Genomic DNA, 13,589 nt, shown 5'->3' on the forward strand with positions numbered 1-13,589 from the left:
CGCTCGTCCGCCGTCACTGCGGCTCGACCACTCGGCCCTGCTGACCGCCCTCCGGCCGTCGGCCGTGCACCCGCTCCCGCTTCACCCCGTGACCACCCGCCGGCCGGCCGATCACCCGCGACCGGCTGACGCGTGACGGGTCCGGGCAGGACCCCGGGCCCCGCCGAGCCCTCGGACGCCGTCCCGTCCGGGGGCCTCGGACGTCCTACCTGCTCTCGGCGTGCGGCAGGTGGCTTGCGGCGGCGCCTCCCGTCCGGCCGGTAGCGGCGTCCGCCCGACAGCACCGCCCGGCCGGCCCTGCCGTTACGCCCCGGCGGTCAGGCGTCCTCCCGCCCGGCCAGGGCGAGCGTGGAGCCGTGCCGGCCCTTGCGGACCAGCAGCTGCGCCGGGATCCGGCTCCGCAGGTCGGCGACGTGGCTGACGATGCCGACCGCGCGGTCCCGCTCCCGCAGGCCGTCGAGGACGTCCATGACCTCCTCCAGCGAGTGCTCGTCCAGCGTGCCGAAGCCCTCGTCGATGAAGAGCGTGTCGAGCGGCATGCCGCCGGCCTCGTCCGTGACCACGTCGGCCAGGCCCAGGGCCAGGGCGAGCGAGGCGAAGAAGCTCTCGCCGCCGGAGAGCGTCGCGGTGTCCCGCTCGGTGCCGGTCCAGGCGTCCACCACGCGCAGCGCCAGCCCCGAGCGCTTGTTGCCGGTGCCCCGGTCGTCGCTGTGGACGAGGGTGTACCGGCCGCCCGACATCCGCACCAGGCGGTCGCTGGCCGCCGCCGCGACCTGCTCCAGCCGGGCCGCCAGGACGTACGACTCCAGGCGCATCCGGAGCCGGTTCTCCACCGACGTCCCGGCGGCCAGCGCGGCGAGCCGGTTGATCCGGCCGTACCGCGCCAGGGTCGGGGCCAGCGACGCCGCCAGCTCGGCCAGCTGCCGGCCGATCCCGGCGAGCGCCTCGCAGCGCTCGCGCGCGGCCTGCTGTGCGGCGTGTGCCCCCCGCAGCCGGTCGACCGCCGTCCGGAGCCGGCTCTGGGCACCGGGCACGTCGGCCGGCGGGCCGGCCGCCGCCGCGGCCAGGCCGGGCTCGGCGAGCAGCCGCTCGACCGCCGCCAGCTCCGAGCGGTACCGCGCCAGCCGGCCCTCCAGCCGCTCGCGCTGCTCCCGGGGCAGCAGGACGGCCGCGGCCTCCGCCGGACTCGGGAACCCGGCGTCCACGGCCGCGCGGGCCAGCTCGTCGTCGGCCTCCTTCAGCCGCCGGGCCGCGTCCGCACCGGCCCGGGCGGCCGCGGCGAGCGCGGCGACGCCGTCGGCGAGGCGGGCCAGGCCCGCGGCGCGGGCGGCCACCGAGGGCGCGCCGTCGCGGGCCTCGGCGACCCGCCTGGTCAGCTCCTCCCGCTCGGCGGCGAGCAGCTGGATCCGGTCCGTCAGCACGGCCGTGCGCTCGCCGGCACCGCGCACCGCGGAGAGCCGGCGCGCCTGCTCCTCCGCCAGCCGTTCGATCCGCCGGTTGGCCGCGCCCAGCCCCTCCGCGACGCGCAGCGCCTCCCGGCGCTCCCGCTCCGCCTCGGCGAGCGCTGCGGCCAGCGCCTCCGCACTCTCCGGGCCGGCCGCACCCGCGGCGGCGGCCTCGCGGACCTGCAGGCCGGCCAGCTCGCGCTCGGCGGCCCCGGCCCGCTGCTCGGCCGCGGCCTGGGCGGCCAGGGCGCGTTCCTCGTCCGCCGCGCCGACCTGGCCGCCGGACGGGCGGGCCGGCTCGGGATGCTCCGGCGAACCGCAGACCCGGCACGCCTCGCCCGCCCGCAACTGCGCCGCCAGTTCCGCGGCCATGCCCGTGAGCCGGCGCTCGCGGACGTCCTGGCTGTGCTCGCGGGCGTCCAGCGCCTCGGCGCGCAGCGTGAGCGCCCGCGGCTCGGCCGCCGCGATCTCCGCCCGCAGGCCGTCCCGGCGGCGGGCGGCGTCCAGCCGCTCCGCCACCTCGGCCCGCCGCGCGTCGAGCCGCTCGACCAGGGCGCCGGCCGTGCGGGCGGCCGTCTGCTCCTCCTGGAGCGCGGCCAGCCGGTCGTCGAACCCGGCCAGCCAGTCGGCCGCCTCCTCGGCCAGCTCCTCGGCCCGGCGGCGGTCCCCGTCCAGCGACTCCTGCTCGCGGGCCAGCTCCGCGCACCGGCGCTCGTCGGCCTGGGCCGCCTCCAGCCGGACCGCCTCGGCCCGCAGCCGCTGCTCCGCCGCGGTGAGCTCGTCGGTCTCCGCCCGGGCCAGCAGCGGGCCCTCGCCGGGCGCCCCGGCCAGTGCGGCCCGGCGGCGGCGCTCCTCCTCGTGCGCCCCGCGGTGCGCATCGGCGGCGCCCGCCCGCAGGTGCAGCACCGCCTCCACGCCGACGGCGGACTGCGCCTCGGCCAGCCGGAGCCGGTCGCGCTCCATGGCCGGGCCGGCCTCGGCCAACCGGGCCGCCTCCAGCGCCGCCGCCTGGTGGCGCCGCTGGAGTCCGGCCAGCTCCTCGGCGTCGGCCCGGGCCTGCTGGGCCCGCCGGTGCTCGGCCTCCGCACCGGCCAGCGCGGCGTCGGCGACGGCCAGCTGCTCGGCGGCGCCGCTGCGCAGGATCGCGGCCCAGCCGAGCACGCCGTCGGTGAGATCGGCTGCGGAGTGGGCCGGTTCGTCCTCCGCCGGCACCCCGGCCACGGCCGGCTCGGCCTGCGGCCCGGCCGCCTGCTCGGCCTTGCTGGCCAAGTCCCGGAGCCTGCGTCGCCCGGCCTGGACGGCGGCCTCCTGGGCCCGGCGCTGCTCGGCCAGCCAGGACTCGACGTGCTGGAACCGCTCGGTGTCGAACAGCCGCCGCAGCAGCTTGCTGCGCTCCTCCGAGTCGCCCTTGAGGAATCGCGCGAAGTCACCCTGCGGGAGCAGCACGACCTGGCAGAACTGGTCCCGGCTCATCCCGATCAGCCGGTGGATCTCCTCGCCGGCCTCCTGGTGCGACTTGCTGACCGCCCGCCAGCCGGGCGTGCCGTCGCCGCTGTCGGCGGACCACTCGCGGAGCAGGGTCTGGGCCCGCTCGACGGTCGTGCCCGTGCCGACCTTCTTCGGCCGCAGCTGCTCCGGGAGCCGGGTGATCTGCAGCCGCCGCCCGCCGAGCGTCAGCTCCAGCCGGACCTCGGTGAGCCGCCGCGGGTCGGCGTGGTCGCTGCGCAGCCGGTTGGCCCGGCGGGTGCCGGGGGTCTCGCCGTAGAGGGCGAAGCAGACGGCGTCCAGCACGCTGCTCTTGCCCGCGCCGGTGGCGCCGCGCAGCAGGAACAGGCCGCCGGCGGCGAGTGCGTCGAAGTCGACCGTCTCGGACCCGGCGAACGGTCCGAAGGCGGTGACGGTGAGCCGGTGGAGTCTCATCGGGGCAGCTCCGCCTTCCGGTCGCCGGTCTCCCGGACGGTCTCGAAGCCCTCGCGCAGCCAGTCCAGCTCGTCCGGATCCGGCTCGGCGCCGGGGCGGACGTGCCGCAGGAAGCCCTCGGCGATCTCCAGGTCGGCGCGGCCGCTGACCCGCGCCGCGTACGACTGCGACGGCACCGCCGGGCTCTCCTCCGGCTCGAACAGCAGCTGCAGGGTGTGCGGGAACCGGCGGCGCAGCTGCTCCATCGGCTCGGCCGGGCGCACCGGATCGGTCAGCGTGGCCTGCACCCAGGACTGCTCGTGCGGCGCGTACTCCTCGCCCGTGAGCAGCTCGTCGAGCCGGCCGCGCAGGCAGGCGAGGGGTCGCGGCTGCGGGCAGTCGATCCGCTCGGCGGCGACCGTGCCGTCGGCGGCGAGGTCGACCAGCCACATGGTCTTGCGCTGCCGGGCCTCGGAGAAGGAGTAGGCGAGCGGGGAGCCGCTGTAGCGCAGGTGCGGGGCCAGCGTCTGGCACCCGTGCAGGTGGCCGAGCGCCGCGTAGTGCACGCCGTCGAAGACCGCGGCGGGCACCGAGGCGACGCCGCCGACGGCGATGTCCCGCTCGCTGTCGCTGGGCGCGCCGCCGGTGACGAAGGCGTGCGCCAGGACCACGGCCCGGGTGTCCGCGGGGCGGGCCGCGAGGTCGGCGCGGACCTGGTCCATCGCCGCGCCGAGGACGGCCGCGTGGCCGCCGCGCTCCAGCCCGAACCGCTCGCGGACCAGCGTCGGCTCCAGGTAGGGCAGCCCGTAGACGGCGACCGGCCCGTGCTCGTCGGCGAGCAGCACGGGTGCCGCGCACTCGCCGGGGTCGGTCCGCAGGTGGATCCCCGCCCGGCCGATCAGCCCGGCGCCCACGCCGAGCCGGCGGGCCGAGTCGTGGTTGCCGCTGATGAACACCGTCGGCACGCCGAGCGCGGCCAGCCGGTGCAGCACGTCGTCGAAGAGCGCGACCGCGTCCAGGCCCGGCAGCGCCCGGTCGTAGACGTCGCCGGCGACCAGCACGGCGTCCACGCGCTCGGCCTCGACCACCGCCACCAGGTGGTCGAGGAAGGCGCGTTGGGCGTCGTGGAGGCTCTCCCGGTGGAAGGAGCGCCCGAGGTGCCAGTCGGAGGTATGCAGCAGCCGCATGGTCCCCGACCCTAACGCCCGCCACTGACAACGCGGCCGGAACAGCGGGCCCGGGCGCCCCGCGGGCGGCCCGGCCGGAGGGGCCGCCCGTCGCTCAGGGTGGATTGTCGGTGACGGTGTGTACGGTCGTGGCCGTCGGTGCGGTGTGGTGCGGGGTTCCGGCGCTCCGGGGCCTCCGGGCTGCGATGATCGCTCAGAGTGGATTGTCAGTGACGGTGTGTACGGTCGCGATCGCCGGTGCGGCTCAGGGGCTCGGGCCTCGGGCCTCGGGGGCGGAGTGGTCCGACCGGCCACGAGCGAATGGGAGGGCGTATGTCTGTGCAGTTCAAGCTCCGGGTCCGGTTCGCCGACCCTGCGGCGCGCGCGGTGGGTCGTGGGCGCCCGGCGGGTCGGGTGGAGCAGGCCTTGTCGCGGATGCGCGCGGGTCGGACGGCCCGCGCGGGAACGGGCGCCGGTGCCGCGGCGGGTGCCGGTGCGCGGGTGTCGGCGCCGCGTCCGGGTGTCCGGCTCTCCTCGCGGCGGCCCCGCGCCGGCCGACCGCCGGGCGGCGGCCCCGTGGGCGGGCCCCCGGGCGGGCCGGGTGGTCCGCCGGGCGGCGGTTGGGCCGGCTTCCGGATGCCGGGTGGGCCCGGTGGCCGACCGCGCCCGCGGGGCCGGGCGCGCGGCGCGCCGCCGCCGCAGCCGGTGGCGCTCGCGGTGGCCGTCCGCGCGGCCGACTTCGCCGGCCTGGCCCGGCACGGCCTGTTCGGGGCGCTCGCCTACCGGGAGTACCTGCGGCGGACGGAGTCCCAGCTCAGGGCGTTGCGGGCGGAGGGGGTGGAGGTGCACCTGCGGGTGCTCGACCCGCCCGACTTCGAGGACTACTGCGAGGCCTACGGGTTCGATCCGGCGGGCGCCGCGGGGCGCGTCGCCTATGCGGCCGATCCGGAGCTGGCGGGGGAGCCGTTCGTCTACGCGGGGGAGCGGCTGACCGACCTGCTGCCCGTCCTGCTGGACGATCACCGGGCCAGGGTGCGGATCACCGTGGCCGGCGGCACGCTGATGGACGCGGTCGGCGAGGGCCCGCTCGGGCAGCCCCGGCTGGTGGCCGTGATGACGTACGTGGCCGCGGTCTGGCTGACGCTGACCGACGGCGCGGGCGAGGGCGGCCACCTGCTCACGCTGCGCTGCCACGGCCCGGAGGACGGCGAGGAGCTCACCGCGGCGGCTGACGTCCGGGTCGCGGGCGGCCGTCTGCTCGGCGCGGGCCGGGACGTGGAGGCCTTCTGCGTCACGCTGGCGGCAGGTGCGGCCGCCGGCGGGGAGGGTGCGCTGCTGCTGCACGGGGATCCGGCCGCGCCCGGCGGCCAGGTGATCCGGGGCTGGGCCCTGGCGCGGGGCCGGCTGCGGCCGATGACCGCCCAGGAGGTGTTCGACGCGCTCGCCGACGACGTCGGCCGTGGCCTGCCCTACCCTCCGGGCGCGATCCCGTTGCCGGGGTTCGCACTCCCCGACCCTCCGCCGGTCCGGCCGCCGCGGTCCGGCCGGGGGCCCGCTCCCGGGTCGTCGGACCCCGCTCCGCCGGTGGCCGACGACCCGGACGGCGAGGGCGGTGGGCCCCTGGCCTGACCAGGCAACTCGTGGCCCGGTGTCCACCAAGCGGCGCTGGGGACTGTTCATCGACCGCCTGTTCGGGGAAGATTTCGGGGAAGATCAACAGCAGAAGCGTGCGGTTCCCCACGCCGGCGCTTCTGCCGCTCCGCCCCGAACCGCGCACCGCAGGCCCTCCCCGCGCACCGCCGGTCCGGCGAGCCCGACACCGAAAGGGGGGACGCATGAGCCGGATCGAGTACAGCGCGGAGATCGCCGAGCTGCTCGGCAAGGTGCGCCGGCGTCCCACCGCGGGCTGGCCGTGGCGACCCGGCGAGCGGGTGCCCGCCGGGCTGCCGGTGAAGCAGTCGTGGGGCTGGCTGTTCGCGCCCGACGGCCGGGTGCTGACCCTGGTCAACCCCAGGGACGGCATCGTCTCCCTCCCCGGCGGCTCGCTGGAGCCCGAGGACGGCGGCGACCCCGGTTCCGCGCTGGCCCGTGAGGCCGCCGAGGAGGCCCAGGCGTCGATCGGCACGCCGTACTACCTCGGCTACCTCTACGACCGGGTGGGGTCGGCCAACAACGGGCACGAGTGCGCCCGGGTCCGGATGGCCGCCGTCCTGCGCGCGGTCGGGCCGAGCGCGCCCGACCCGGCCTCGGGTCGGCACTACCGCCGGCTGCTGGTCGCGCCCGGCCTCGCGGTCGAACTGCTCGGCTGGGGCGCGCCCGGACTGCGACAGGCGCGGGCGGCGGTGGCGACCGCCGTCCGGTGGCTCGGTGTGCCGGCGGCGGCCAACGAGGAGATCGAGGAGCTCCCGGTCGCGGGCTGCGAGGTGTTCCCCGGGGCGGACGCGACCCCCACCGGTGCGAGCGCCGTCCGTCCCGCCGGGGACTGACCGGGAGTCGGGTTCAGCCTGACCCCACGACAGATGCCGTGACGGGCGGGTCCTCTGCCGTCCGCACCTTCCCGGTGCCCGCCCGGTCGTCCGGCGCCCGACCGTCCGGCGCCCGACCGTCCGGCGACCCGCAGGGCGGACGGCCGAACGGGTGAGCCGGAACGCCCGCACAGAGCGCGCCGCCGGGGTGTGACCAGCGCATTTCGCCGCGCCCGCGCGGCAGTTCACCCCGCGGCTGTCGGATGGACCGTCAATTGTCCTGGCATGGGCACTTCCCGCGATACCTACTGCCTGGTATCAAATCTGTGACTCACGTCACTCCCTGGAGGTGTCATGCCGCGCCCCACCCGTGCCATGTCCGTTGCCGCCCTCACGGCTCTCCTCACCCTCACCACCCTCTCCGCCGCCGGCTCCGCGAGCGCAGCCGGCGTCAACTACGTCGCCCTGGGGGACTCCTACGCCTCCGGTCTCGGCGCCGGCAGCTACACCGCCGAGAGCGGGAGCTGCAAGCGGAGCACCAACGCCTACGCCTACCTCTGGAAGAACGCCCACGCGCCGTCGTCCTTCGCGTTCACCGCCTGCTCGGGCGCGCGGACCGACGACGTGATCAACAACCAGCTGTCCGTCCTCAACTCCTCCACCACGCTGGTCAGCATCAGTGTCGGCGGCAACGACGCCGGCTTCGCGAGCACCATGCAGACCTGCGTGCTGGACTCCGACAGCGCCTGCATCAACGCGGTCGAGACCGCAAAGGCCTACGCCAACAACACCCTGCCCGGCAAGCTCGACCAGGTCTACGCGGCGATCCACGCCAAGGCCCCCAACGCCCGCGTGGTCGTGCTCGGCTACCCCCACCTCTACAAGATCGGTGGCAGCTGCATCTTCGGCATCGGCGACACCAAGCGCAAGGCCATCAACAGCGCCGCCGACGTCCTCGACGGCGTGATCGCCAAGCGTGCCGCCAACGCGGGCTTCGCCTTCGGCGACGTCAGAAGCATCTTCACCGAGCACGAGATCTGCGGTTCCGCCACGACCTGGCTGAACAGCACCACGTTCCCCATCGAGGAGAGCTACCACCCGAAGGCCTCCGGCCACTCGGGCGGCTACCTCCCGGTCTTCTCCGCGCAGGTCTAGGGCCGCTCCTCCGGACCTGGCCGGGGTGCCGGTCAGGCCGTCGGCCGCACGCCCGCCGGGGCCCGGCTCGCCTCGACGGTGAGGCGGGCCGGGCCCCGGCGTTGCGGCCCGCGGGCGGGAGCCGGTGCGCGGCGCCCGGGCCCGGTCACCCGACGGCCCCGCGCCAGGTCGCCCGACGGCCCCGCGTGCGGTCCCGCTCCACCGTCTCAGCGCCGCGGCGGGAACGGGATGCCGGCGAGAACGGGCAGCAGCTCGGCCTCCTCGTGGTCGAGATGCGCCTCCAACTCGGCGGACATCCGCTTCAGTTCGGCCCGGAACAGCTGCGGGTCGGCCACGCCGATGCCGGCGAGCAGCGCCACCAGCCGGTCCTTGATCCGTCCCACCTCCCGGTGCTCCTCACCCAGGCGTTCCAGGGTGGGGCGCAGCTCCGGATGGCTCCGCGCCAGCGCCGGGAAGATCGCGGCGTCCTCGCCGGTGTGGTGGTGCGTCAGGCCCTCGCAGAGGGCGAGGCAGTGCTGCCGCACCTGGAGCCCGAGTCCGGGCGGGCGTCCGTCGCCCGCCGCCCCGGAGGCGAAGTACGCCTCCGTCTCCTCCCGTACGTGCCGCAAGTGGGCGCGCAGCCAGGTGTGGACCTCCACCAGCTTGTCGGCGAGGTTGGCCACCGCGCGCGGCTCGGCCTCGGCGGCGGGCCGTTCCAGCGCCACCACCGGCAGCACCCGTTCGGTGTGCGCCTGGTAGTCGCCGTAGCCGGGTGCGACCCGGACCACGGCTTCGAATAGCCGGTCGCGGCGCGCGCCCTCGGCCGGGACGGCGACGGCTTCGAACACCTCCGTCCCGAGCTCCACCCGCACCACCGGGTGGGCGAGCAGGTTGCGGTACCACTGGGGGTGTTCCGGCGCTCCGGCCGCCGAGGCGACGACCAGCAGCAGCCCCTCCGCGCGGACGTAGCCGAGCGGCACGGTGTGCTCGCGGCCGGACCGTGCGCCGGTGGTGGTGAGCAGTAGGAGATCGCCGCCCTCGAACGGGCCGCCGACCTTCCCGGCGTTGGCGCGGAACTCCTCGATGATCGCTTGATTGAAAGACATGGGCATACGCCTGTGGGTTCTCCGAAACATGGGGATGGGAAGGCCACAAGCGGCGCTGCGCGAGCGCCCGGCCGCTGCGCAGCCGTGACCGCGCCGACCGTTGACGGCGCGTACGGGTGAGCGGCAGGGGCTCAGCGGCCGGTCATGCGAACCGGCTCAGGAGCGCCGCGGCGGCCGCTGAGGTCAGATCAGGGGAGCGGAGTGAGTACTCATCGCGCATCGTCCCTCTGTGAAGGTGCTCGCTCGGCTGTCGGCCGGCCCAGTTCTCTTTGGCCGACGCCACGCTGCACGCCCTCATTAGAGCCACCCGGCCCGCCCCGTGTCAACGAACCGTCCTCCCGGGGCTTTCGCCCCCCTCGGGGCACGGCTGCCAAGCCCGCCACGGCCGTTCCGCCGGTCCCCCCGGGACCGGCGGAACGCCCTGGGCCGGTCAGTGCAGGTAGGAGGCCAGGCCGGCCGGCTTGAGGCCGGCCGCCTCGGCGGCGGCGAGCGCCCGCTGGAGGTCGGTGGCGAGGGTGTCGGTCCAGTGCAGCAGGACGACGTCGCCGGGCGACAGGGTGCCCTCGTGCCAGATGTTGGAGGCGCCCCAGCTGAAGTCGGCGTTCGCGGTCAGTACGGTGCGGATGCCGCAGTTGGCGGCGGCCTGCAGGGTGTCGGCGTTCCAGGCGAAGTACGGCGGGCGGAAGACCGTCGGGGCGGTGCCGAAGAGGCGGGTCAGCGAGTCCCGGGCGTCGCAGATCTCCACCTGCTGCTCGGCGAGCGGGAGCTTGGAGAGGTCCTGGTGGGAGACGCTGTGGTCCTGGACGGAGGAGCCGGGGACGGCGGTGACCCGGCGGAAGAAGCCGGGGTCGGTCGCGGCCGGCATCGGCAGCGGGAACGCGGTGATCGGCAGCCCGTGTTCGGCGATGAATCGCTCCGCCTCGGGGGTGCGCTGCCAGCCGTCGTCGACGGTGAAGAAGACGACCCGGTCGCCGGTCGGCACCGAGCCGGCACCGGTGGCGGGCGCCGGGGCGGGACCGTCCACGCGGACGTCGTCGACGGCGAACGGGCCCTGCTGGTACCAGCCGTGGACGTACAGCCGGACGGTGCGCGCGTCCGGACCGGTGGTGAAGCGGGTGGTGAGCTGCTGCCAGCCGCCGTTCGTGCTCTCGGTCCAGGCCGGCGCGACGTCCCGGCCGGTGCCGGTGGCGCCCAGGTGGACGTACCTGCCGCGGACCCAGGCCGAGGCGGTGTACGTGGTGTTGGGCCGGACGGAGACGGTCTGGGCGCACTCGCCGTTGGAGTCGTCGCTCGCCGGGGTGACGCCGAGGGCGGACCCGCCGGAGTGCGGAGCCGTGGTGGTGACGGCCGCCTCGGCGGGGCCGCCGGTGCAGCGCCAGCCGGGGACGCTGCCCCAGTCCGCCAGCGAGGAGGCGGGGATCTCGAACCCCGGGTTGGTGGCCAGGTTGGCGACGGGTGCGGTGACGCCTGCCGCGCCGGCGGCGGGCGACGGGTCGGCGGCGGCGGGCGCCGCCAGGCCGCAGACGGCGAGCAGTGCGCCCGCGGCCAGCGCGGAGAGCCGCACCGGGACGGACCGGCGTGAAGGCGCGACCGGGTCGGAAGAGGCGACCGGGTCCGAAGACGCGTCCGGGCATGAGGATGCAGCCGGGCGTGCAGAGGTGAACGGGCGTGCAGAGGTGGACACGTGAGGACTCCTGCGTGGGGGAGCGGGGGCGTGGGCGCGACCCTGGGAAGGGCGCGTGGAACGGGTGGAACGCTCCCCGAGGGGCGGGAGCCGTCGGCGTGCCGCACTCAGACCGAGGCAAAACAATGGACTGGACCACTCGGATCGTCAAGGGAGCGGCGGGCGATACACACGCCGAACCGAGCACCGAACCGCCGGCCGAACCGCGCGCCCGACCGGCCGGCCGAACCGCGCGCCGACCGCCCGTCCGAACCGCCTGCAGCGAAAGGGACAAGACGCTCCGTCAGAACAGCCGCAGTCGGAGGCCTGGCGGCCCACGCCCGTCAGGGTGCGTACAACTCCTCGATGTCCTGCCCGTAGTACGCCACGATGGCCGACCGCCGCAGTTTCAGCGAGGGCGTGAGCAGGCCCTGGTCCACGTCGAACTCCCGCGGCAGCAGCCGGAAAGCGCGGATCGACTCGGCCCGCGAGACGGCGGTGTTGGCGGCCGCGACCGCCCGCTGGATCTCCGCGTGGAGCTCCTCGTCGGAGAGCACCGCCCACGGGTCCAACTGTCCCCGCCCGTGCGTCTTCAGCCAGTGCGCCAGCGCCGCCGGGTCGAGCGTGATCAGCGCGGCCACGTACGGACGGTCGTCGCCGACGACCAGGCACTGGGAGACCAGCGGGTGCGCCTGGACCCGCTCCTCCAGGGCGGTCGGTGCGAGGTTCTTGCCGCTGCTGGTGACGATGACGTCCTTCTTGCGGCCGGTGATGGTCAGGTAGCCGTCCTCGTCGAGGCTGCCCAGGTCGCCGGTGCCGAACCAGCCGTCGAAGAGCGACTCCGCCGTGCAGTGCGGGTGGTTGAGGTACCCGCCGAAGACGCCGGCGCCGCGCACCCAGACCTCGCCGTCGTCGGCGATGGCCACGGTGGCGCCGGGCACCGGCCGGCCGACCGTGCCCAGCTTCTGCCGGCCCGCCGGGTTGGCGGTGATCGCGGCGGAGGTCTCGGTCAGGCCGTAGCCCTCGTACAGGTCGAGTCCGACGCCGGTGAAGAAGAGGCCCAGCTCCCGGCCGAGCGACGATCCGCCGCACATCATCCCGCGGACCCGGCCGCCGAGGACGGCGCGCAGCCGCTGGTAGACCGTGCGTTCGTAGGCGAGGTGGCGCAGCCGCAGCTTGGGGCCCGGGCCGGGGCCGCGGCCGAGGGCGCGCTGCTCCCGGGCGGTCGCCCACTCGACGGCCACCTGGCGGGCCTGTTCGAAGAGTTCGCCGCGCCCGGCCTCCTCGGCGGCCCGCCGGGCCTGGTGGAAGACCTTGTCGAGGACGTACGGGACCATGTGCAGGAAGGTCGGCCGGTAGGAGGCGAACGCGGGCAGCAGGGAGTCGGTGGAGACCTCGGCGACGTGGCCGATCCGGAAGCCGCCGCGCACCGCCGCGACCTGCACCATCCGGCCGTAGACGTGCGCGAGCGGGAGGAAGAGCAGGGTGGACGGCTGGGGGCCGCCGGTGTCCCGGAAGACGTCGCCCCAGCCGTCGAGCAGGGCGTCGGCCGCGGTGGCCAGGTCGCCGTGGGTGAGCAGGCAGCCCTTCGGCCGGCCGGTGGTGCCGGAGGTGTAGACGACGGTGGCGACGTTCTCGGCCGTGACGCCGAGCCGCTGGCGGTGCACCAGCGAGTCGGGGACCCCGCGGCCGTCCTCGGTGATCGCGGCGGTGCAGTCCCGGTCCAGCTGCCAGATGCCGGTGAGCTCGGGAAGGGCGTCGCAGACGGCGCCGACCGTCATGGCGTGGTCCTCGTCCTCGACCAGGCAGGCCACCGCCTGGGTCTCGGCCAGGATCCAGCGGACCTGCTCGGCCGACGCCGTGGGGTAGACCGGGACGGTGATGGCGCCGACGGACCAGAGTGCGTAGTCGAACAGAGTCCACTCGTAGCGGGTCCGGGACATCAGGGCGACCCGGTCGCCGTACCGCACGCCCCGGGTGAGTAAGCCCTTGGCGAGTGCCATCACCTCGTCCCGGAAGACGCTCGCGGTGACCTCGTGCCACTCCTCGCCGCTCCCGGACCGGCGGGCCAGCTGGACCAGCCCGGGGGAGCGTTCGGCGGTGTCGTAGAGCGAGTCGGCCAGTCCGCCCCGGGCCGGGGGGCCGGCCGGTGCGGGGGAGGTGAACTCGCGCACTGTACCCCCGATCGCGTTCGCGGCCCCGGCCTGCCGGTCCGGTGCGGGCGTCCGGATCGGCGGCGCCGCCGGCCGGTCGGGCAGGTGGAGCGAAACTATCGGATAGCTCTGTCACTGCCCAGGGTTGTGACCGTGACGCGACGAGATCGGCACCGGCCCGTTGGGTGAGTGTCGTGGCGGCGCGTGCGGGCGGGTCGGACGAGGGGGCGATTCCGGGACGTCGGGGATGATCCGGACATGATCGCGTCGGGGTGGGGGAGAGGACGGGTTCGACCCTCGAACGAGTGGTCAGGGCGTAGTAGGCTCTCGCAGACCCGAGGCCGGGACCCTCCGACGAGGCCCGCTCGACCTGGCGGCCACCGCCCGTACCACCGTTTGTCCGTCTGCGTTCTACGCGTCATGCACCTGTCATGACGCCCCGTTCGCCCGACCGCTCCGCCCGTTCGTTCGACCGCTCCGCCCGTTCGCCCGACCGCTTCAAGACCGCCCGCCGCCCCCCGTCGCCGTCCCGATGTCGTCCGCCCGCCCTAGGCTCCC

General features: G+C 75.9%; 8 protein-coding genes. 3 read left to right on the plus strand and 5 right to left on the minus strand.

Features of this window, described 5'->3' with window-relative positions:
* Positions 1–317: 317 nt before the first annotated feature.
* Both RMN57_RS29875 and RMN57_RS29880 read right to left on the minus strand, forming a co-directional pair.
* Complete coding sequence (locus tag RMN57_RS29875) at positions 318–3,365, minus strand: SMC family ATPase (RefSeq protein WP_313766392.1); 3,048 nt, start codon at positions 3,363–3,365, stop codon at positions 318–320.
* A complete protein-coding gene (locus RMN57_RS29880) occupies positions 3,362–4,531 on the minus strand; it encodes an exonuclease SbcCD subunit D (protein WP_313766393.1) in 1,170 nt (389 codons plus the stop codon). Before RMN57_RS29880 ends, RMN57_RS29875 begins: the two co-directional genes overlap by 4 nt.
* Before the next feature lie 696 nt (positions 4,532–5,227).
* On the opposite strand from RMN57_RS29880, the gene RMN57_RS29885 reads away from it, so the two are divergent.
* The 3 genes from RMN57_RS29885 to RMN57_RS29895 all read left to right on the plus strand — a co-directional run bounded on the left by RMN57_RS29885 (position 5,228) and on the right by RMN57_RS29895 (position 8,130).
* Positions 5,228–6,139 (plus strand): hypothetical protein, encoded by a 912-nt coding sequence (locus tag RMN57_RS29885; protein ID WP_313766394.1) that lies wholly within the window; start codon positions 5,228–5,230, stop codon positions 6,137–6,139.
* A gap of 206 nt (positions 6,140–6,345) precedes the next feature.
* Positions 6,346–6,996, plus strand: a complete 651-nt coding sequence (locus RMN57_RS29890) for a hypothetical protein (RefSeq protein ID WP_313766395.1) — start codon at positions 6,346–6,348, stop codon at positions 6,994–6,996.
* Positions 6,997–7,329: 333 nt separating this feature from the next.
* A complete protein-coding gene (locus tag RMN57_RS29895; RefSeq protein ID WP_313766396.1) occupies positions 7,330–8,130 on the plus strand; it encodes an SGNH/GDSL hydrolase family protein in 801 nt (266 codons plus the stop codon).
* A gap of 206 nt (positions 8,131–8,336) precedes the next feature.
* On the opposite strand, the gene RMN57_RS29900 is transcribed toward RMN57_RS29895, so the two are convergent.
* From RMN57_RS29900 to RMN57_RS29910, 3 genes are all read right to left on the minus strand, one after another.
* Complete coding sequence (locus RMN57_RS29900; RefSeq protein ID WP_313766397.1) at positions 8,337–9,221, minus strand: nitroreductase/quinone reductase family protein; 885 nt, start codon at positions 9,219–9,221, stop codon at positions 8,337–8,339.
* Positions 9,222–9,645: 424 nt separating this feature from the next.
* A complete protein-coding gene (locus RMN57_RS29905; RefSeq protein ID WP_313766398.1) occupies positions 9,646–10,779 on the minus strand; it encodes a polysaccharide deacetylase family protein in 1,134 nt (377 codons plus the stop codon).
* Positions 10,780–11,222: 443 nt separating this feature from the next.
* Entirely contained in the window at positions 11,223–13,052 is a 1,830-nt protein-coding gene (locus tag RMN57_RS29910; protein ID WP_313766399.1) for an AMP-dependent synthetase/ligase, read from the minus strand.
* Between the last annotated feature and the right edge of the window lie 537 nt (positions 13,053–13,589).

It is taken from the genome of Kitasatospora sp. CM 4170 (genome assembly GCF_032110285.1).
GTDB classification, from domain to species: domain Bacteria; phylum Actinomycetota; class Actinomycetes; order Streptomycetales; family Streptomycetaceae; genus Kitasatospora; species Kitasatospora aburaviensis.

Bases quoted from the DNA above. Each gene is read 5' to 3' on its own strand.
- RMN57_RS29875 (WP_313766392.1), bottom strand. From the start codon at position 3,365: ATGAGACTCCACCGGCTCACCGTCACCGCCTTCGGACCGTTCGCCGGG.
- RMN57_RS29900 (WP_313766397.1), bottom strand. From the start codon at position 9,221: ATGCCCATGTCTTTCAATCAAGCGATCATCGAGGAGTTCCGCGCCAAC.
- RMN57_RS29880 (WP_313766393.1), bottom strand. From the start codon at position 4,531: ATGCGGCTGCTGCATACCTCCGACTGGCACCTCGGGCGCTCCTTCCAC.
- RMN57_RS29895 (WP_313766396.1), top strand. From the start codon at position 7,330: ATGCCGCGCCCCACCCGTGCCATGTCCGTTGCCGCCCTCACGGCTCTC.
- RMN57_RS29890 (WP_313766395.1), top strand. From the start codon at position 6,346: ATGAGCCGGATCGAGTACAGCGCGGAGATCGCCGAGCTGCTCGGCAAG.